Here is a 20900-nt window from a genome sequence, read left to right as displayed (position 1 = left end):
GCGAGCGCCTCAGCGGTTTCCGAGTTCTTCGTCGATGAGCTCGAACAGCTCCTCGTGACTGGCGAGTTCGAGGTCTGCGTCGTCGACGGTGGCGGTGAGGGCCGGGGACGGGAGCGCCGTCGGCACGGCCTCGCCGCAGCGGCGCAGCAGGGACCGCAGGCGGTCGGCGAACCCGGCTCGGGCGTCGTCGGCCTCGGAGACGCCGGCGAGTACCGCTTCGAAGGCGTCCAGTGCGGAAAGGCCGCGGGTGATGTCGTCGGCGGCTTCGTCCGGCAGGAGTTCGGCGCGCAGGTGCGCGACGAGGGCCGCCGGGGTCGGGTGGTCGAAGACCAGGCCGGCGGGCAGGCGCAGGCCGGTGGCGGCGCCGAGCCGGTTGCGCAGGTCCACTCCGGTCACGGAGTCGAAGCCCAGGTTCTTGAAGGGCCGGCGGGCGTCGATGCCGTCGGCGTCCGCGTGGCCGAGTACGGCGGCCACCTGCCGGCGTACGAGCGCGGTCAGGGCCCGGTCGCGTTCCGCCTCGGGGAGGGCGGCCAGTTCGTCGCGCAGGGAGCGCTCCGGGACGGCCTCGGTCTGCGGCGCGGGTGCCGCGGCCGTGGCGGGTCCGGTGGCGGCGCGGTGTGCGGCGAGGACCGGGTCGAGGAGCCGGCTGGGCCGGGTGGCGGTGAAGGCGACGGCGAAGCGCTCCCAGTCGACGTCGGCGACGACCGCGGCCGGCTCCTCCTGTTCGACGGTGCGCCGCAGCGCGGTCAGTGCCGGTCCGGGGTCCATGGGCGGAACTCCGTGCAGCGCCCGCAGCTGCGTCGCCTCCCGCTCCTGCGCGGTCGGTGCGGGGCCCTCCCAGGAGCCCAGGTGCACGCAGGTGGCGGCCAGTCCTGCGGCGCGGCGCCGGGTGGCGAGTGCCGCGAGGTGGGCGTCGGAGGCGGCGAGCGCGCCCTGTCCGGTCGCCCCGAGGGCGCCGGCGGTGGTGGCGCACAGGACGAACGCGTCGAGGTCCAGGGTCGCGGTGAGGGCGTCCAGGTGCCGGGCCGTGTGCACCGTGCGGGCGAGCGCCCCGGCCAGTGCGGCGGGCGCGAGCTCGTCCAGCGGGGCCCGCAGGTCGAGCTGCGGGGCGTGCACGACGGCCGTCAGCGGGAGTTCGGCGGGCACGGTGGCCAGCAGCGCGGCGAGCGCGTTCCGGTCCGCGGTGTCGCAGTCCACGACGGACACGCGGGGCGAACCGCCCTCGGTGCCGGTGGCGGCGAGTGCGGCGAGCACGCGCTCGCGGGCCGTGTGCCCGTCCACGGGGAGCAGCAGGTGCTCCGCGCCCTGCTCGGCGAGCCAGCGGGCGGCGTGCCCGCCGGTGACTCCGTCGGCGCCGGTGACCAGGACGGTCCCGGACGGGTCCCAGGCCCGTGCCGGGGTCCGGCCGGCCCGGGGCGCGGCGGGGGCGATCCGGCGGGCGTGGAGGCCCGAGGGCCGCAGCGCCAGCCGGTCCTCGGCCGGGGTGCCGTCGTGGGAGGCGGCGAGGAGGCGGCCGAGGAGCTCGGTGCTCCGTGCGTCCGGGGCGGCCGGCAGGTCGAGGAGGCCGCCCCAGCGTTCGGCGTACTCCTGCGCGGCGACCTGCCCGAAGCCCCAGACCAGGGCCTGGTCCGGGTCGGCGGTGTCTTCGGGGTCCACTGCCGCCGCGCCGCGCGTCAGGCACCACAGCGGGGCGTCGCCGCCGGTTTCGCCGAGGGCCTGTACGAGGGCGGCCGTCGCCGCGAGTCCGGCGGGCAGGCCGGGGTGGGCGGGCGCGTCTCCGCCGACCAGGGCCAGCAGGGACAGGACTCCCGCGGGGGCGAGGCCGTCGGTGTGCCGTGCGAGGTGGCGGGTGAGTGCGGGCCGGTCGAGTTCGCCCGCGGGTACGTCGATCCGCAGGACGTCGGCGCCGCGGGCGCCGAGTGCGTCGGCGCAGTCGGCGGCCAGCGGGTCGGCGGCCGCGCCGGCGGGCACGAGGAGGAGCCAGGTGCCCGGCAGGAGGCCGTCGGACGGGTCGGGCAGCGGTGTCCAGTCGAGGTGGTGGCGCAGCCGGTCGGCGGCGTCGGCGACGGGGCCGGCGGGGGTCTTGGGCTGCGGCCAGAACCGCTCGCGCTGGAAGGGGTAGGTGGGCAGGCCGACGCGTCGGGCGCCGGTGCCGTCGAAGGCCGTCGTCCAGTCGACGTCGGCGCCGGCCGCCCAGGCCTCGGCGAGCGAGGTGAGGATCCGGCGCGGTCCGCCCTCGCCGCGGCGCAGGGTGCCGATGGCCGTCGCGTCCATCTCGGCGAGCCCGACGGCGAGGACCGGGTGGGGGCTGCACTCGGCGAAGAGGCGGTGGCCGTCGGCGAGCGCCCGGTTCACGGCCTGCTCGAACAGGACGGTTTCGCGCAGGTTGCGGTACCAGTAACCGCCGTCGAGTTCGGTGCCCTCCAGCAGCTCGCCGGTCAGGGTGGAGTACATGGGGACGGCCGCGCGGCGCGGGCGCAGTCCGCCCAGCAGTTCGGCGAGTTCGCCTTCGACCTTCTCGACGTGCGAGCAGTGGGAGGCGTAGTCCACGGCGACCCGGCGGGCCCGGACGCCGTCGGCCTCCAGTTCGGCCACCAGCTCCAGGCAGGCACCGGTGTCACCGGAGACGACCGTGGAGGAGGGTCCGTTGACCACGGCCACGGCCAGCCGGCCGGCGTAGGGGGCGATGCGCTTCTGCGCGTCCTCGGCGGAGAGCGGGACGGAGACCATGCCGCCGAGCCCCGAGAGGACCTCGATGGCCTGGCTGCGCAGGGCCACGACCTTGGCGGCGTCCTCCAAGGACAGGGCGCCCGCCACGCAGGCGGCCGCGATCTCGCCCTGGGAGTGGCCGATCACAGCGGCCGGCTCGACGCCGTAGGACTTCCAGACCTCGGCCAGGGCCACCATCACGGCGAAGAGGACGGGCTGCACCACGTCGACCCGGTCCAGCGGGTCCTCCGAGCGCAGGACCTCGGTCAGGGACCAGTCCACGTAGTCGGCGAGGGCCTCCTCGCACTCGGCGATCCGGGCCGCGAACACGGGCGACGCGTCGAGCAGCCCGACGGCCATGCCGGTCCACTGGGACCCCTGTCCCGGGAAGACGAAGACGGGGCGGGAGGCGCCGGCGCCGGCGTGGCCGCGGACCACGCCGGGTGCCTCGCCGCCCTCGGCGAGGGCGGTGAGTGCGGCGAGCGCCTCGGCGGGGTCGGTGCCGAGGACCACCGCGCGGTGCTCCATCACCGTGCGCGTCGTGGCCAGCGAGGTGCCGATGTCGGCCGGGTCCATGTCGGGGTGCCCGGCGAGGTGGGCGCCGAGGCGTTCGGCCTGCGCCCGTACGGCGGCTTCGGAACGGGCCGAGAAAACCCACGGCACGACGTCCGGCGCGGAGCGCTCCCCCGCCGCCGTCGCGGGCTCCTGCGGGGCCTGCTCCAGCACGACGTGGGCGTTGGTGCCGCTCATGCCGAAGGAGGAGACGGCCGCCCGGCGCGGGCGGCCGGTGTCCGGCCAGTCCTCGGTCTCGGTGAGGAGTTCCACCGCGCCGGCCGACCAGTCGACGTGCGGGGACGGCGCGTCCACGTGCAGGGTCCTGGGCAGCACGCCGTGGCGCATGGCCTCGACCATCTTGATGACGCCGGCGACGCCGGCGGCGGCCTGGGTGTGGCCGATGTTCGACTTCAGGGAGCCCAGCCGCAGCGGCTCGCCGCCGTCGCGGCCCTGCCCGTAGGTGGCCAGCAGGGCCTGTGCCTCGATCGGGTCGCCGAGCTTGGTACCGGTCCCGTGCGCCTCGACGACGTCGACCTCGGTCGCGTCGAGTCCGGCGTCGGCCAGTGCGGCGCGGATGACCCGCTGCTGGGACGGCCCGTTGGGGGCGGTCAGGCCGTTGCTGGCGCCGTCCTGGTTGATGGCCGAACCGCGGATGACCGCGAGCACCGGGTGGCCGTGGCGGCGGGCGTCGGAGAGCCGTTCCACCAGGAGCATGCCCACGCCCTCGCCCCAGGCGGTGCCGTCCGCCGCCTCGGCGAAGGCCTTGCAGCGGCCGTCGACGGCGAGACCGCGCTGGCGCGAGAAGTCCACGAACCGGCGGGGCGTCGACATCAGCGTCACGCCGCCCACGACGGCCAGGGAGCACTCGCCGCCGCGCAGCGACCGGGCCGCCCAGTGCAGGGCGACCAGCGAGGAGGAGCAGGCGGTGTCCACCGACACGGCGGGCCCCTCGAAGCCGTAGGTGTAGGAGATGCGGCCGGACATGACGCTGACCGCGTTGCCGGTGGCCCGGTGGCTCTCGACGTCGTCGACGGAGTCCATCAGCACCGGCACGTAGTCCTGGCCGTTGGTGCCGATGTACACGCCGGTGCGGCTGCCGCGCAGCGACGCCGGGTCGATGCCGGCCCGCTCGAACGCCTCCCAGGAGGTCTCCAGCAGCAGCCGCTGCTGCGGGTCCATCGCGAGGGCCTCGCGGGGCGAGATCCCGAAGAAGGCCGGGTCGAAGCCGGACAGGTCGTCGAGGAAGCCGCCGCGGCGGGTGTAGGAGGTGCCGGTGCGGTCGGGGTCCGGGTGGTGGAGGGCGGCGAGGTCCCAGCCCCGGTCGGCCGGGAAGTCGGTGGTGGCGTCGTGGCCGCCGAGCACCAGCCGCCACAGGTCCTCGGGGCTGTCGACACCGCCGGGGAAGCGGCAGCTCGTCGCGATGACGGCGAGCGGCTCGTCGTGACCGTCGTCCGCCGCCGGGGCGCCGGGGGCGGTCTCGTCGTCGTCCTCGGCGCCGAGGAGTTCGGCGCGCAGGTGGCCGACGAGCGCCCGGGGCGTCGGGTGGTCGAAGATCAGGGAGGCGGGCAGGCGCAGACCGGTCGCGGCACCGAGCAGGGTGCGCAGTTCCACCCCGGTGAGGGAGTCGAAGCCGAGGTCCTTGAAGGCCCGGTCGGGGTCGATGCCGGCGGGCGCGGCGTGTCCGAGGACGGCGGCCACGTGGGTGCGTACGGCGTCCAGCAGCAGCCGTTCGCGGTCGGCGGGCGCGGCTTCGGCCAGCCGGCGGGCGAACGGGGCGTCGTCCGGGCCCGGTCCGGCCGCACCGGCCGTCTCCGCTCGCGCCGGCGCGGGCCGGGCGTCGGCGAGGTCGCGCAGCAGCGGGTCGGGGCGCCGGGCGTGGCCCGGGCCGGCCGCCCGCCGCCAGTCGACGTCGGCGACGAGCCGCCAGGTGGCGTCCTCGTCGAGGAGTTGGTCCAGGGCGGTGAGCGCGGTGTCGGGGTCCATCGGCAGGATGCCCCGGCGGTGGAGGTGCTCGGCGGCGGCTTCGCCGGTGGCCATCCCGGTCCCCGCCCACGCGCCCCACGAGACGCTGGTGGCGGGCAGCCCGAGGGCGCGGCGGTGCGCGGCGAGCGCGTCCAGGTAGGCGTTGGCGGCGGCGTAGTTGGCGCGGCCGGCGCCGCCGAGGACGCTGGTGTCGGAGGAGAAGAGGACGAACGCGGACAGGTCGGCGTCGAGGGTCAGCTCGTGCAGGTGCGCCGCCGCGTCGGCCTTCGGCCGGGCGACGGCCGCGAAGCGCTGCGGGGTGAGGGAGTCGATCACTCCGTCGTCGAGGACTCCGGCGGCGTGCACGACGGCGGTGAGCGGCTGGTGGGCGGGGACGGCGGCCAGCACCGCGGCGAGCGCGTCGCGGTCGGCCGCGTCACAGGCGGCGAAGGTCACCTCGGCGCCGGCCGCGGCCAGCTCGGCGCGCAGGAGTTCGGCGCCCTCGGCCCGGTCTCCCGCGCGGCTGAGCAGCAGCAGGTGCCCGGCGCCCCGTTCGGCCATCCGGCGGGCGACGCGGGAGCCGACGGCGCCCGTGCCCCCGGTGATCAGCACGGTGCCGGACGGCGCCCAGGCCCGCCGGGGACTGCGCGGCGCCGTGTCCCGGCCGAGGCGGCGCACCAGCACGCCGTGTGCCCGCACGGCCACCTGGTCCTCGTCGGGCGCGTCGGGCGCACCGAGGAGGACGGAGCAGGTGCGGGCGACGGCGGTGCCGTCCAGCGGCCCGGCGGGCAGGTCGACGAGCCCGCCCCACAGGTGGGGGTACTCGGCCGCCACGACCGGGCCCATCCCCCACAGCTGCGCCCGGCCGGGCGCGGTGACCCGGTCCTGGGGCGCCGCGGCCACCGCGTCGGCGGTGGCGCACCACAGGCGTGCGGAGCCCCCGAGGTCGCCGAGGGCCTGGACGAGGGTCGCCGTGGCGGCGGTGGCTCCGCCGTCGGGGAACGCGCCGGCCGTGCCGAGGGCGAGGAGGGACAGGACGCCGAACGGCTCGGTGCCGTCGGCGGGCAGCAGCGCGCGCAGCGTCCGCGCCAGCTCGGCGCGGTCGGCGGGCAGGGGGGTCGGGTCGAGCGTCACGACCTCGGCGCCGCAGCGGCGCAGGCCGGCTTCCAGGGCGTCGGCCGCGTCGTGGCCCTCCTCGCCCAGCGGCCGGACCACGAGCCAGCGGCCCGCGGCCTGCGGGGGTGCGGTCCGGTCGGGACGGACCTGCCAGTCGAGGCGGTAGCGCAGGGCGGCGACGTCCCGCGCCCGGTCGGCGCGTCCGGGTATCCGGGGCCAGTACCGCTCGTGCTGGAAGGCGTACGTCGGCAGGTCCACGGGGGGCGCGCCGGTCCCGCCGAAGTAGGCGCTCCAGTCGACCGGTACGCCGTGGACGTGGGCCTGGGCGAGGGCGGCGACGGCGGCTTCGGCCTCGTCGCGGTGCTTGCGGAGGACGGGCACGAACACGCCGTCTCCGACGCAGTCGGCGCCCATGGCGGACAGCACGCCGTCGGGGCCGAGTTCCACGAACCGGGTGACACCCTCCGCTTCCAGTGCGGCCATGCCGTCGGCGAAGCGGACCGCCTCGCGGACGTGGCGCACCCAGTACTCCGGCGAGCAGAGCTGCCCGGTCTGTGCCAGGTCACCGGTCAGGTTCGACACGACGGGGATCGAGGGCTCGGCGAAGCCGACGGTCTCCAGTACGGCCCGGAACCCGTCCAGCATCGGATCCATCGACGGCGAGTGGAAGGCGTGGCTGACGGTCAGCCGCTTGGTCTTCACCCCGCGTTCGACGAGCACGGCCGCGATGGCGGTCACGGACTCGGCGGCCCCGGAAACGACCACGGAGGCCGGCCCGTTGACGGCGGCGATGCTCACGTCCTCGTACGAGGCGACCAGCTCGGCCACCTCCGCCTCGGAAGCCCGCACCGACACCATGGCACCACCGGACGGCAACGCCTGCATCAAACGCCCACGCGCCACGACCAGCCTGGCCGCATCAGCCAGCGAGAACACCCCGGCCACGTGCGCGGCGGCGATCTCACCGATCGAGTGGCCCAGCAGGTAGTCCGGCTTCAGGCCCCAGCTCTCCACCAGCCGGTACAGCGCGACCTCGATCGCGAACAACGCCGGCTGAGTGAACTCCGTGCGGTCCAGCTCAGCGGACTCGTCCGCGAACATCACCTCCCGCAGCGACCGCCCCAGCACCGGGTCGATCTCGGCCGACACGGCGTCCAGCGCCGCCGCGAACGCAGGGAACGCCGCGTACAGCTCACGCCCCATCCCCGCCCGCTGCGCACCCTGACCCGTGAACAGGAAGCCGGTCCGCGTCCGGCCGCGGGCGGTACCGCGGACCAGGCCGGGGGCCCGGTCTCCGGCGGCGAGGGCGTCCAGGGCGGCGAGCAGCCGTCCCGGGTCGGCGGCGACGACTGCTGCCCGCCGTTCGAGGGCGGTGCGGGTGGTGGCGAGGGCGTGGCCCAGGCCGTGTGCGGTGTGCTCGGGGTGGGCGCGGACATGGGCGGCGAGGCGGCCGGCCTGCGCGCGCAGCGCCTCGTCGGAGGCGCCGGAGAGCAGCCACGGGACGACGGTGTGCGGCGGTGCCGGCTCCGTCGCCCGGTCCGTCGGGGCCTGCGCGGGTGCCTCTTCGACGATGACGTGGGCGTTGGTGCCGCTGATGCCGAACGAGGAGACGCCGGCCCGGCGCGGCCGGTCCTCGCGGGCCAGCCACGGCCGTGCCTCGGTGAGCAGGCTGACCGCGCCCGAGGCCCAGTCGACGTGCGGGGACGGCTCGTCGACGTGGAGGGTCTGCGGCAGGACCTCGTGCACGAGGGCCTGGACCGTCTTGATGACGCCGCCGATGCCGGCGGCGGCCTGGGCGTGGCCGATGTTCGACTTGAACGAGCCGAGCCACAGCGGCTCCCCGCCGTCGCGGTCCTGGCCGTAGGTGGCGAGCAGGGCGTGCGCTTCGATGGGGTCGCCGAGGGTGGTACCGGTGCCGTGCGCCTCGACGGCGTCGACGTCGGAGCCGGTCAGGCCGGCGTTGGCGAGGGCGGCGCGGATCACGCGCTGCTGGGCGAGGCCGCTGGGGGCGGTCAGGCCGTTGGAGGCGCCGTCCTGGTTGACGGCCGAGCCGCGGACGACCGCCAGGACCTGGTGGCCGTTGCGGCGGGCGTCCGACAGGCGCTCCAGGACGAGGACGCCGACGCCCTCGGACCAGCCGGTACCGTCCGCGGCCGCGGCGAAGGACTTGCAGCGGCCGTCGGGGGCCAGGCCGCGCTGCTTGGTGAACTCGACGAAGCGCCGCGGGGTGGCCATCACGGTCACACCGGCGGCCAGCGCCAGCGTGCACTCGCCGCCCCGCAGGGCCTGGGCCGCGAGGTGGAGTGCGACGAGGGAGGAGGAGCAGGCGGTGTCGACGGTCAGCGCCGGGCCTTCGGTGCCCAGGACGTAGGCGACGCGGCCGGAGACGACGCTGGCCGCGCTGCCGGTGTTCTCGTAGCCCTCGGCGCTGCCGGGTACCTCGCGCAGGAGCAGGGAGTAGTCCTGGCCGTTGGAGCCGGCGAAGACTCCGGTGGCGCTGCCGCGCAGCGACGCCGGGTCGATGCCGGCCCGCTCGACGGCCTCCCAGGCGGTCTCCAGCAGCAGCCGCTGCTGGGGGTCGGTGGCGAGGGCCTCGCGCGGCGAGATGCCGAAGAAGGCGGGGTCGAAGCCGGCCGGGTCGTCGAGGAAGCCGCCGGAGGCGGTGATGGAGGTGCCGGGGCGCTCGTTGCGGGGGTCGTGCAGGGCGTCGAGGTCCCATTCCCGGTCGGCGGGGAAGGCGGAGACGGCGTCGCCGCCGGCGGTCACGAGCTCCCACAGGTCCTCGGGGGAGGCGATGCCCCCCGGGTAGCGGCAGCCCATGCCGACGATGGCGATGGGGTCGTCGCCGTCGGCGGGGCCGGCGGGGCCGGGAAGGCCCGCGGTGTCGTCGCGGCCCGAGAGGCGGGCGGCGAGGTGCTCGGCGAGGGCGGCGGGGGTGGGGTGGTCGAAGGCGACGGTGGCCGGCAGCGCGAGCCCGGTGGCCTCGGTGAGGCGGGTGCGCAGCCGGACGACGGCCAGCGAGTCGAAGCCGAGCTCCTCGAAGCTGCGGTCGGCGTCGAGGGCGTCGGGGGCGCCGTCGCCGAGTACGGCGGTGACGTGGGCGAGGGTGAGATCCAGCAGCCGGCGCGCCGGTACGGGGGCGGTGGACGCCGGTGCCGGGCGGGAGCGGAGGTGGTCCAGTGCCTCCAGCAGGGTCTCGGGTTCCGGCCGGCGCCGGTCGAGGACGACCTCGAACCGCGCGGGGCCGCCCGGGCCCGGGGGCAGGGCGGCGGCGCAGTCCTGGGCGAGGGCGGTCAGGACGCCGTCGGGGCCCAGCTCGAGGAAGCGGGTGACACCGGAGTCGAGGAGGGAGCGCACGCCGTCGGCGAAGCGGACGGTGGCACGTACGTGGCGCACCCAGTAGTCGGGCGAGCAGAGCTCGTCGGCCGTGGCGGGCCGGCCGGTGACGTTGGAGACGACGGGGATGCGCGGCGGCCGCAGGGCCACCGACGCGGCGACCTCCCGGAAGGCGTCGAGCATCGGGTCCATCAGCGGGGAGTGGAAGGCGTGGCCGACCGCGAGCCGCTTGGTCTTGACGCCCTGCCGGGCGAGGAGGGCGCCGAGCGCGGCGACGGCGTCCGCGGCGCCGGACAGCACCACGGAGGCCGGCCCGTTGACGGCGGCGACGGCGACGCCCGGGTGGTCGGCCAGCAGCGGGGCGAGCTGCCCGGGCGTGGCGCGCACGGCGAGCATGGTGCCGCCGGCGGGCAGCTCCTGCATGAGCCGGCCGCGGGCGGCGACCAGTCGGCAGGCGTCGGGCAGGTCGAGCACCCCGGACACGTGGGCGGCGGTGATCTCGCCGAGGGAGTGGCCGAGGAGCACGTCGGGGGTGGTGCCCCGCGAGGTGACCAGCCGGAACAGGGCCGTCTCCAGGGCGAAGAGGGCCGGCTGGGCGAACCCCGTCGCGTCCAGCAGCCCGTCCTCACCCGAGAGCACGTCGCGCAGCGGCCGCGGAAGGTGGGGGTCCATGTGGGCACAGACCGCCCCGATTTCCTCGTCGAATTCGGGGAATCGTGCCGCCAGCTCACCCCCCGCTCCCGCTCTCTGCGCACCCTGGCCGGTGAAGAGAAATGCCGTCCTGCTCATCGAGAACACCCCGCGACCCATAATGCGACCATTCTTCAAATTCCACGTTAGAGAACGGCGTTCGCCGTCCACACCCCTATGCGCCCCTACGGAACCCCGCAACGGGCCGCGCCGACATGGCGGTCGAGCAGCCCGTCGAGGTACCCGGCCCCGCCCCGCGGGCACGCGTCCGGCGCGAGGAGGCGCAGCCGCTCCACGGAGACCTCCGTGCGCTGCGCGACGGCGGGCACGTACTCCCGTGCCGCGGTGCGCCCCAGTCGCCGCTCGATGCCCCGCACGATCTCCTCGACGGGGTAGGGGGTGCCTGCGGCGACGTTCACCACCCGGTCCCGGACGCCCGCCGTGAGCAGCGCGTCGACCGCGCCGAGCACGTCCGCGACGTCCACCAGGTCCCGGTGGGCGCCCCGGTACAGGCGCACGCTCCCCGCCCCCACCTGCGCGGTGAGGGCGGGGATCAGCTGGTGGGGCCGCTGGTGCGGTCCCACCACGTGGCTGAGCCGCAGGGTCAGCCAGTGCCGGGACAGGGCCGCGACCGCCTCCTCCAGCGCCGCCTTGTGCCGGCCGTAGGGATTGGCCGGCGCGATCGGCGCGTCCTCCTCGGCGGGCACGCGGGTGGTGCCGTACATGGCGTGGGAGGCCGTGGAGAAGAACACCACGGTGCGGCCCTGGAGCCGGCACCGTTCGGTCACCGAGCGGACGAGTTCCGATTCGCGGGCGAATTCCGCCGGGTTCTCGACCCCGGTGGCGGAAACCCCGGCGGCAATGAGGGTGACGTCCGGGTGCCGGTCGGCGATCCGCTGGAAATTGCCGGCGAGGAATCCCCGCCCGATGACCTCCATCAGACGGTCGCTGCCTTGTCCGCGCGGTATTCGGCCGTGAGCTTCTCCAGGGTCGCCACGAGCTCCGCCGGGGACGGCTGCGCGTGGATCTCGTCGCGCAGGCGCAGTGCGTTCTCCTTGAAGGAGGGGTCCTCGACGAGCCGGGCGAGGGCGTCGTGCAGGGCCTCGCCGGTGACGTCGTCGGCGTGCACGAACAGGCCCGCGCCCGACTCCTGGATGTGCTCGGCCTTGACGACGGTGTCCCAGATCTTGGGGATCATCAGCTGCGGCACGCCGTAGTTCATGGCGGTCGACCAGGTGCCGCCGCCGCCGTAGTGGACGATGGCCGAGCAGGTGGGCAGCAGGGCGTGCATGGGCACGAACGGGATGACGCGCGCGTTGTCCGGGACCTGCGGGTCGGTCTCGCCGGGGAACGGCACGAGGGTGGCGATCAGCTCGATGTCGAGGTCGGCCCACATGCCGAGGGCGGAGATCGGGAAGCCGTCGTGGCCGATGTGCTCGCGCAGCGAGCCGCCCATGGTCAGGCAGACGCGCGGCTTGGCGGGCGCCTCGTGCAGCCACTCCGGTACGACGGCGGGGCCGTTGTAGGGGACGTAGCGCATCGGGACGGTGTTGACGCCCACGGGCAGCCGGACGCCCTCGGGGCATGGGTCGATGGTCCACTGGCCGGTGACGACCTCCGGGTCGAAGGTCGCGCCGTGCCGCTCCAGCAGCGCGGTCAGCCACTCGACGAGCGGGTCCTGGCGCTCGGCCTCGGGCAGCTGCGCCATGTCGGCCAGGAAGGTCTCGCGGGAGCGCAGCATGACGTCCGGGCCCCACAGCAGGCGGGCGTGGGCGGCACCGACGACACGGGCGGCGACGGCGCCGGCGTAGGTCTGCGGCTCCCAGATGACGAGGTCGGGCTGCCAGGCACGGGCGAAGTCGACGAGCCCGTCGACGAAGGAGTCGTTGTTGATGGGGGCGTTGTACAGGGTGGTCAGCAGCGTCTGGCGGCGCAGCCGCTCCTCCGGGGTGGTGGTCTCGCCCTCGCCCTTGTGGAGGCCGCCGAAGCCGGCGCCGCCGCTGCCCCAGGCGTCGGCGTGCTCCTTCTGCATCTCGCTGAGCCGGTGGTCCTCGCCGACCGGGACGGCGGTCAGGCCGGCGGCGGTGATGGCGTCGGTGAGCTTGGGCTGGGAGGCCACGCGGACCTCGTGCCCGGCGGCGCGCAGCGCCCAGGCCAGCGGCACCTGGCTGTAGAGGTGGGCACGTTCGGAGAACGTGGTGAACAGGATGCGCATGGGTGTTCCCGTCTGCGAGGTGGCTGGGGGTGTCCCAGGGACGTGTCGGCGTGGTGGTGCACGGTCCGGAGGGTGCCGAGCGGCTCACGGACCAGGAGCGGGTGCCGGTGGCGGCACGGAGGGCGGGGTTGCGGGCCGGGTGGTGTCAGGCGGTACCCGGCAGGCCGAGCGGGAGTTCCGCGGGCAGGTCGACGCGGCGGCTGATGCGCAGCTTGCGGTAGACCCGGGTCAGGTGCTGTTCGACGGTGCTGACCGTGATGAACAGTTCGCGTCCGATCTCCCGGTTGGAGTGGCCGACGGCCGCCAGGGCGGCCACGCGCCGTTCGGCGTCGCTCAGTGTGGCGATGGCGTCGGTGCGGGCCTCGGCGGGGCCGGTGTCCGCGGGCGGTACCGGGTCCAGGACGGCGGGGTGCGGCAGGAGCCGTTCGCACAGCGACGGGGCGTCGCAGTCCTGGGCGAGCTTCACGGCGCGGCCCGCCATCATCCGGGCCCGGTTGTAGTCGCCGAGTTCGTGGTGGGCGCAGCTCAGGTCGGCGAGCGCGCCGACCAGTTCCAGGCGGTCCCCGGCCTCCTGCAGCAGGCTGATGGCCTCCCACAGCAGTGCGGGGCGGCGCCGTGCCTCTGCGAGGGCGGCGATGGTGCGCAGGGAGGAGCCCCGTACCCGGATGTGCTCGGGCGCGGACAGCTCCATCTGCTCGCCGATGAGTTCGCCGGCGCGTTCCCGCAGGTCCAGGCCCAGGCAGGCGGTGGCGGCGCCGCCGCGCCAGGCGATGAGGGCGGGCCGGTCGACGCCGCGCTCCCGCATCAGCTCGCCGCAGCGCAGGAAGTCCTCCAGGGCGGCGCGCAGCCGCCCGACGGCGAGGTAGTGGCGGCCGCGGGCGTACAGGTACTGGCCGCCGAAGCGGGTGCGGAACATCTCCTGCGGCACGCGCTGCGCGAGGACCCGCTGGGCGTCCTCGGTGCGGCCGGTGACGGTGCAGGCGACGAGGCGGGCGGCGAGGGGGATGCCGATGGCGACCCCCCAGTCCTCGGGCGGCAGCACGGCGAGCGCGGTGCGGGCGTGGCGTTCGGCGTCGGCGAGCGCGCCCTGGCGTACGGCGATCTCCGCGCGCACGCCCGTGAGCACGGCCCGCCAGGTCGTCTCGCGGCGCGCGGTGGCCTCGGCGACGAGCGTGTCGCACCAGTGGGCGGCCTGGACGGTCCGGTCGACGTGCAGCAGCGCGTACAGGGCGGCCATCGCCGACTCCAGCGCGGTGTCGCCGATACGGGCGCTCTGCAGGGTCAGTTCGGCGTCGGCGGTGACCGCCTCCGCGGAGGGCTCGGGTCCACCGGTGGCGGTGGCGGCGTCCCAGTACAGCAGGCGGCGGGCGCGCACCACGTCCGCGTGGTACCGGCCGGAGTCGCCGCATCCGGCCGGCTGCGGCGCGGGCGCCGGCCGGGGCGGGGTGTCGGCGGAGCGGCCCAGCCACAGCCGCGCCAGGGCGAGGGTGGCGCCGTCGCGCGCCGAGAGCAGTCCGCCGCGGGCGTGGGCCTCCAGCGCGCCCAGGTGGCGGGCGGCGACGGAGGGGCTGGTACGCCACCGGTTGCGCACCAGCAGCGCGGTCAGCGCGGCCCGTTCACGCGGGTCCTGGCAGGACCGTTCGGCGAGTTCGAGGCAGTCGGCGGCGAATCGCTCGCGGTCCGCCGCGGCCTCCCCTTCGGCCGCCTCGCGCAGCACGGTGACCGCCCAGGGGCCGGGGGCCCGGCGGGCGGCGACGAGCTGGCGGGCGACGGCGGCGCCCGGCGCCCCGTCCTCGTGCAGCAGCCGCGCGGCGCGCAGGTGCCGGTCGCGCCGGTCGGCGTCCTCACAGCCGGCGAGGACGGCGGCGTGCGCGGCGGGGTGGCGGAAGCGGCCTTCGTCGAGGAGGCCGGCCCCGGTCAGGGCGGCCAGGGCCCGGCCGGCGGCCTCGACGCCGGTGCCGAGCATGCGGGCCACCAGGGAGGCCGGGGCGAGGTCGGCGAGGACGGCCAGGGCGCGCGCGGCGTCGGCGGCGCCCTCGTCGCAGCGCAGCAGGCAGGTGCGCAGGGCGGCGGCGAAGGAGCTGCCCACGGGGGTCTCCCCGTCGTGGTCGCCGGCGGCGAGGCGGTCGTCGGCGAACGCGTGGACGAGCAGGGGGTTCCCGCCGGTCAGGGCGTGGCATTCGGTGGCCAGCCGGTCCGCCGTGCACGGGTCGAGGCGGGCGGCGAGGAGTTCGGCGACCCCGCGGCGGGTCAGCGGGGCGACGCGCACGGTGCGGCAGTCGGGGTCCCCGGCGAGTTCGGCACGCGGGCCGGTCCCGTCGGGTGCGTCGGCGCCCCCGTCGGTGAACACCGTCAGCACGCGGGAGGTGCGCAGCCTGCGGTGCAGGTACATCAGGGCGGCCACCGACGGCCGGTCGGCGTGCTGCAGGTCGTCGACGGCGACGACCAGCGGCCGGTGCCGAGCGGCCTCGCGCAGCACGGTGCACAGCTCGCGCAGTTCACGGGCGCGCGCGGGCGCCATCGGCTGCTCGCCGAGGCCCGCGTCGGCCGCCGGCGCGTCGGGGCGTGCGTCGGGGCGTGCGGCCGGTGCGGCGGCTTCCCGCTCCGCCGTGGCCAGCAGGGCCCGGACGTGGCCGGCCGCAGCGTGCGGCAGCTCCGGGTCGTCGAGGAGGCGGTCGAGGACCCCGAAAGCGAGGTGGCGTTCGGCGCGGACGCCGGTGGCGGTCAGCACCAGGGCCCCGGCGCGGGCGGCGTGCCGGCACAGGGCGTGCAGCACGTCCGTCTTGCCGCAGCCGACCGGGCCGGTGACGACGGCCACACGGCCCTCGCCCGCGGCGGTCCCCTCGAACGCCTCCCGGAGCGCCCGCAGCTGCGCCCGGCGCTCCACGCGCAGCTCCGCGCGGGCGCCGGCGCGGTGCTCCGCCGGTCGTTCCGTTTGCTGTTCCGTCGTCTTCACGTGGGCTCCCGGCGGGCTCAGCGGACCGCGTACCGGGCGGCGGAGTCGGGCAGCTCCAGCGCCGGATCGGCGGTGAGCACGGCGTGCTGCAGGCGCTGCAGCCGCGGAGAGGGGTTCAGGCCGAGGCTCTCGACCAGGTTGTCGCTGAGCACCCCGTACGCGTCGAGGGCCCGTCCGGGGGCTCCGCAGCGGTAGAGCGCGATCATGAGCTGGGCGCACAGGTTCTCGTGCAGCGGGTGCTGCGCCGCCAGGACGCGCAGTTCACCCAGCAGCCCGGCGTGCCGGCCGAGTCGCAGGTCGGCCTCGATACGCTGCTCCAGGGCGGCCATGCGGCCCTCTTCCAGGCGCATCAGCTCCAGTTCCAGCACCCGCCCGACCGGTACGTCGACCAGCGCCGGACCCCGCCACAACTGGAGCGCGGCCCGCAGCAGTTCGGAGGCCGTGAAGTCGTCACCGGCGTCGAAGGCGCGGCGGCCGGCCTGCGCGAGGCGCTCGAACTCGCGGGCGTCGACGCGCTCGGCGGGCACGTCCAGCAGGTAGCCGCCGAAGCGGGTCGCCAGGATGTCCCTGGGGCGGATGCCCGGGTCGGTGTGCGCCGCGCCGATGCGCCGGCGCAGCTGGAGGATGTACGTCTGCAGGGTCGGCGAGGCGCTGCGCGGGATCTCCTCCCCCCACAGCTCCTCCATCAGGCTGGGCACGGTCACCGCCTGGGGCGCCTGCAGCGCGAGGAGGGCCAGGATCTGGCGTTGCTTGGGCGCGCTGGGCACGATGGGCACGCCGTTCTCATAGGCCTCCATCGGGCCCAAAACCTTGACCTCCACGTGTCTGTCCCCCATGCGTCGCACACGTTCCGGTTGTAGCCGGTGCAGTGCTGACCGGCCGTCACGATCGTGGCACCGGCGGCCCTCCCGCCCCAGTGCCGCAGTAACGAGGGACGGGTGAAGAACTCATATGCGGCCCAGTGATCGGGGCACTGGCACTGTGATCACGGCTCGCGCAAGAATCCTCGTGTCACGCTGGAGCGCCGCTGGAGAACACGGCGGGCGCAGCATCAAACGGGGAGAGTTCATGAAGGTCGTAGACGCGTTCGAAGCCGAGCTGGTGGCACTGTGCGGCCCGGCCGCGACGGAGGACCGGTTCATCGTCGAGGACCTGGACGGACTGGGCGACGACAACGTCGCGATGCTCTCCTTCTGCATGCTCCAGCCCGTCGACACCGTCCGTCACTTCGCCGCGCTGGGCGCGGTCGCCGCGTGACGGCGGGCGGGGGCGCGGCGGGCCTGCCGCGCGTCGGTTTCAGGAACCACCTGCGCGCCGAGGTCGTCCCGGGGGAAGCCACCTACCTGCTCTCGGAGCGGAAGGTGACCGCGCTGCCGAGTCCCTGCATGGAGGTGCTCGCGCCGCTGCTGGACGGGACGCGCACCGTGCGCGAGCTGGTCGACGAGGCGGCGGCGGTGCTGCCCGCGGCGGAGGTGGGCCGGACCCTGCGGGGGCTCGCCGACGCCGAGCTCGTCGCCCTGCGTCCCGGCGGCCGCGACACCGACGCGCGCGCCGACGCCTACTGGGACCTCGCCGGACTCGACGGCCCCCGCACCACCACCCACCTGACCACCCGCACCGTGGAGGTGCTCACCGCCGGCCGTGTCGACCGCACGGCCGCGGAGGAGGCCTGCCGGGCCTCCGGCCTGACCGTGGTCCCCGCCGACCGCGCCGACGCGCCTGCGGACCGTACGGGAGCAGCGCCGGAGCTCACCCTGGTGCTGTGCGAGGACTACCTGCACCCGCGGCTGCAGGAGATCGACGCCCGCCAGCGGGCCCTCGGCCGCCCCTGGCTGCTCGCCCGGACGTGCCGCGCCGACGTCTGGGTCGGCCCGGTCTTCCGCCCCGGCGAGAGCGCCTGCTGGTCCTGCCTGGCGTTCCGGCTGCGCGGCCACCGCATGTCGGAGTCGCCGGTGCAGCGCGCCCTCGGCCTCGACGGGCCGGTGCCCCGCCCCCAGGCCTCCATCGCCGCCGGCCGGGCCCTGGGCCTGCACACCGCCGTGCTCGAAGCCGCCAAGTGGCTCGCCGGCACCCGCCACGACGGCCAGGACGCGGTCTGGACGCTGGACAGCCTCACACTGGAGAGCCGCCACCACACCGTCTCCCGCCGCCCCCAGTGCCCCGAGTGCGGGGACCCCGGCCTGATCGCCGAGCAGGCCCGCCGCCCCGTCGCCGTGGAGTCCCGGCCCAAGGCGGTGCAGGAGTCCGGCGGGCACCGCGCCCTGACGCCGCAGCAGATGATGGACCGCTACGGCCACCTGGTCAGCCCCGTCACCGGCGTCGTCCAGCAGCTGCGCCGCGACCGGCGCACGCACCCCTTCCTGCACGCCTACACCTCCGGACGCAACCTCGCCGGCGCCACCGGGCAGGACCTGGCGTCCCTGCGCGCCGGCCTCCGCTCGCTCAGCGGCGGCAAGGGCATCACCGAGATCGACGCCAAGGTCAGCACCCTGTGCGAAACCGTCGAGCGGTACTGCGGCACGCGCCAGGGCGACGAACTCGTCGTCCGCGACAGCCTGCGCGGCCTGGGGGACGCGGCCGTGCACCCCGACTCCTGCCAGCTGTACGACCCCCGCCAGATCCGCGGCCGCGACGTCTGGAACGCCCGCCACGGCGGCTTCCAGTACGTGTGCTCCGCCTTCGACGAGCGCGAGGCCATGGAGTGGACCCCGGTGTGGTCGCTGGGCGAAGGGCGCCAGCGGCTGCTGCCGACGTCGATGCTCTACTTCGACACCGTCACCCGCACCGGCAGCGTCCGCGCCGACTCCAACGGCAACGCCGCCGGCAGCAGCCGCGAGGACGCCGTCGTCCAGGGCTTCCTGGAACTGGTCGAACGGGACGCCGTCGCCCTGTGGTGGTACAACCGCACCCGGCAGCCCGGCGTCGACCTCGCCTCCTTCGACGACCCGTGGCTGGAACGGACCCGGCAGGTCTACGCGGGCATGAACCGCCGCATGTGGGTCCTCGACCTGACGTCCGACCTCGGCATCCCGGTCATGGTGGCGCTGTCGCGACGCACCGACAAGCCCGCCGAGGACGTCATGTTCGGCTTCGGCGCACACTTCGACCCGCGCATCGCCCTGCGCCGCGCCGTGACCGAGATGAACCAGCTGATTCCGGCCGTCCTCGACGTGCGGCCCGACGGCACCGGCTACGGCGTCGACGACCCGACCGCCCGCGCCTGGTGGAGCGGGGCGACGGTGGCCAACCAGCCCTACCTGCTGCCCGATCCGTCCCTTGCGGCCCGCACCCCGGCCCACTGGGCGTTCGAGGAGCGGGCGGACCTGCGCGATGACGTCGAGGCGATCGTCGCCCTCACCCGCTCGCGCGGGCTGGACCTGATGGTCCTCGACCAGACCCGCCCCGACATCGGCCTGCCGGTGGTGAAGGTCGTGGTCCCGGGGCTGCGGCACTTCTGGGCGCGGTTCGCACCCGGCCGCCTCTTCGACGTGCCCGTCGCGCTGGGACGGCTCGAACGGCCCACCGCCTACGAAGACCTCAACCCCGTACCGCTGTTCGTCTGAACGCCCGAATACCCGCGAGCACCGGCCCCCGGGCCGCCCCAAACACCCGACCCCGAGCCCCTGACCTGCCACAACGGCACGTCAGGGGCTCCGACGTGTTGGAGGTTACTTTCGGCCCACAGGACACTCGAGTCAACTTCGACCTATATTCGACCCTGAGTTATCAGGGGAAAGCACAAAGGGGTGGAAGATGGTCAGTCTCCGCTGGTCCGGATCGTCAGCGAGCCGGAGGAGACTCTCCGCGAGACCCGCTGCCCAGCCCTCCAGAGCCGAAGAGGCGATACCCGCACCCACCCTCGCACGGTCGATCACCGTCGTGGCCGTGACCTGCTATGCGGTGATCTCCCTGCTCAACGTCCGCGCCGCACACGACTCCGGCCCGGTCTTCCTCGCCTGCTGCTCCTGCCTGGCCGTCCTGTTCGTCCTCCAGCTCAGGCACTCGGCACCCGACGCCCGCCTGGCCTCCCGCCGCTCACGCCTGATCACCCTCTCCGCGCAGGCACTCATGACCTACCTGCCGCTGACGCTGTTCGGCTGGGAGTGGGGCGGCATGGCGGGCTTCCTCGCCGCCTCCGTCCTGCTGCTCACCCCGGTACGGATCGGCTGGCTCCTCTACGCCGCGATCACGCTCAGCATGGTCGGCTACCCGGTCCTCCTGGGCATGGGCGCCAACGACACCGCGTACTTCGCCATCGCCACCGCCCTCACCGGCCTCGTCGTCTACGGCCTGTCCACCCTGTCGCGGCTGATCGTCGCCCTGCACGCCGCCCGCGCCGAACTCGCCCGCGTCGCCGTCTCCAACGAACGGCTGCGCTTCGCCCAGGACCTCCACGACCTCCTCGGCTACAGCCTGTCCGCGATCACCCTGAAGTCCGAGCTGACGGCCCGGCTGATCAACGCCTCCCCGGAGCGGGCCCAGGAAGAGGTGGCCGGCGTACTGGACCTGTCCCGCCAGGCCCTCGCCGACGTCCGCACGGTCGCCAGCGGCTACCGGAACATGACGCTGAGCGCAGAGGCCCGTTCGGCCCGCGCCATCCTGACCGCCGCCGACATCAGCGCCGACGTCGACGTCACGGCCACCACGGGCCTGCTCGACCCCGACGTGGACACCGTGCTGGCCACGGTCCTGCGCGAGGGCATCACCAACGCGCTGCGCCACAGCAAGATGCGGCACTGCTCGATCCGCGCCACCGTCGACGACGACCACGTGTCGCTGTGCCTGGTCAACGACGGAGTCGGCGGTGAGCCCCAGGCGGTCGCGGCGGACTCCGGCAACGGCCTGGGCAACCTGCGCCTGCGCCTGGCCGCCGTGGGCGGCCGGATGACCTCCCACATCGACGACAAGGGCTTCTTCCGCCTCACCGCGACGGCCCCCCGCGTCCCGGCCGCCCCGGACAGGGCCCCCACCCCCAGCAGGAGCGCCGCCAACGCCTGACGGGCCTTCCCGCCCCTCTTCCACCCCCACGCGCCCCTTGGCCGTGGGGGTGGAGTTTTCTGTAGTGCGGGTGTGCTCGCAGCTCCATTCCGGTCTCTGGTGCCGGGCCCGTAGTTTCGTGTTCGGAAGGCGGGCCACAGGGTCCGGACAGGGACCAGGGCACGGATGAGGGAGTCAGACGGTGATGACGATGGAACAGGAACAGGGGCAGGAGCAGGGCCAGACCGCGCAGCAGGCCGAGACCACGGACAATGCGGTGAAGGGCAACGCGGTGAAGGGCAAGGATCCCAAGGCGGATCTGATCCGGACCGCGTTCATGGAGGTCGGCATCCCCCTCGGCCTCTACTACGGACTCCGCGGCGC

The 20900-nt window shown here is 75.3% G+C and carries 8 protein-coding genes; 3 read left to right on the top strand and 5 right to left on the bottom strand.

Features of this window, described 5'->3' with window-relative positions:
- Positions 1-9: 9 nt before the first annotated feature.
- The 5 genes from ACFVXK_RS19870 to ACFVXK_RS19850 all read right to left on the bottom strand — a co-directional run bounded on the left by ACFVXK_RS19870 (position 10) and on the right by ACFVXK_RS19850 (position 16360).
- Positions 10-10467: an SDR family NAD(P)-dependent oxidoreductase gene (locus tag ACFVXK_RS19870; protein WP_389613399.1), complete on the bottom strand. Its 10458-nt coding sequence runs from the start codon at positions 10465-10467 to the stop codon at positions 10-12.
- An 86-nt stretch (positions 10468-10553) separates the two neighbouring features.
- Entirely contained in the window at positions 10554-11306 is a 753-nt protein-coding gene (locus tag ACFVXK_RS19865) for an NAD-dependent epimerase/dehydratase family protein (protein WP_389613397.1), read from the bottom strand.
- On the bottom strand, positions 11306-12583 hold the full coding sequence (locus tag ACFVXK_RS19860; protein ID WP_389613395.1) for an activator-dependent family glycosyltransferase: 1278 nt from the start codon (positions 12581-12583) through the stop codon (positions 11306-11308). Before ACFVXK_RS19860 ends, ACFVXK_RS19865 begins: the two co-directional genes overlap by 1 nt.
- Positions 12584-12728: 145 nt before the next feature.
- Positions 12729-15539: an AAA family ATPase gene (locus ACFVXK_RS19855; protein ID WP_389613393.1), complete on the bottom strand. Its 2811-nt coding sequence runs from the start codon at positions 15537-15539 to the stop codon at positions 12729-12731.
- Between the two features lie 17 nt (positions 15540-15556).
- Complete coding sequence (locus ACFVXK_RS19850; RefSeq protein ID WP_389613405.1) at positions 15557-16360, bottom strand: BTAD domain-containing putative transcriptional regulator; 804 nt, start codon at positions 16358-16360, stop codon at positions 15557-15559.
- A 247-nt stretch (positions 16361-16607) separates the two neighbouring features.
- On the opposite strand from ACFVXK_RS19850, the gene ACFVXK_RS19845 reads away from it, so the two are divergent.
- From ACFVXK_RS19845 to ACFVXK_RS19835, 3 genes are all read left to right on the top strand, one after another.
- Positions 16608-16796 (top strand): hypothetical protein, encoded by a 189-nt coding sequence (locus tag ACFVXK_RS19845; protein ID WP_167747668.1) that lies wholly within the window; start codon positions 16608-16610, stop codon positions 16794-16796.
- Positions 16793-19102: a TOMM precursor leader peptide-binding protein gene (locus ACFVXK_RS19840; RefSeq protein ID WP_389613391.1), complete on the top strand. Its 2310-nt coding sequence runs from the start codon at positions 16793-16795 to the stop codon at positions 19100-19102. The genes ACFVXK_RS19845 and ACFVXK_RS19840 overlap by 4 nt, the downstream gene beginning before the upstream one ends.
- A 322-nt stretch (positions 19103-19424) precedes the next feature.
- On the top strand, positions 19425-20537 hold the full coding sequence (locus ACFVXK_RS19835) for a sensor histidine kinase (protein WP_389613389.1): 1113 nt from the start codon (positions 19425-19427) through the stop codon (positions 20535-20537).
- The last annotated feature ends 363 nt before the right edge of the window (positions 20538-20900 follow it).

Origin of the sequence: Streptomyces sp. NPDC058157 (assembly GCF_042884105.1) — a bacterium.
In the GTDB taxonomy this organism is placed as follows: Bacteria; Actinomycetota; Actinomycetes; order Streptomycetales; family Streptomycetaceae; genus Streptomyces.
Note: the sequence above shows the minus strand (reverse complement) of the source record. Positions and strands in the feature narration are given on the sequence as shown.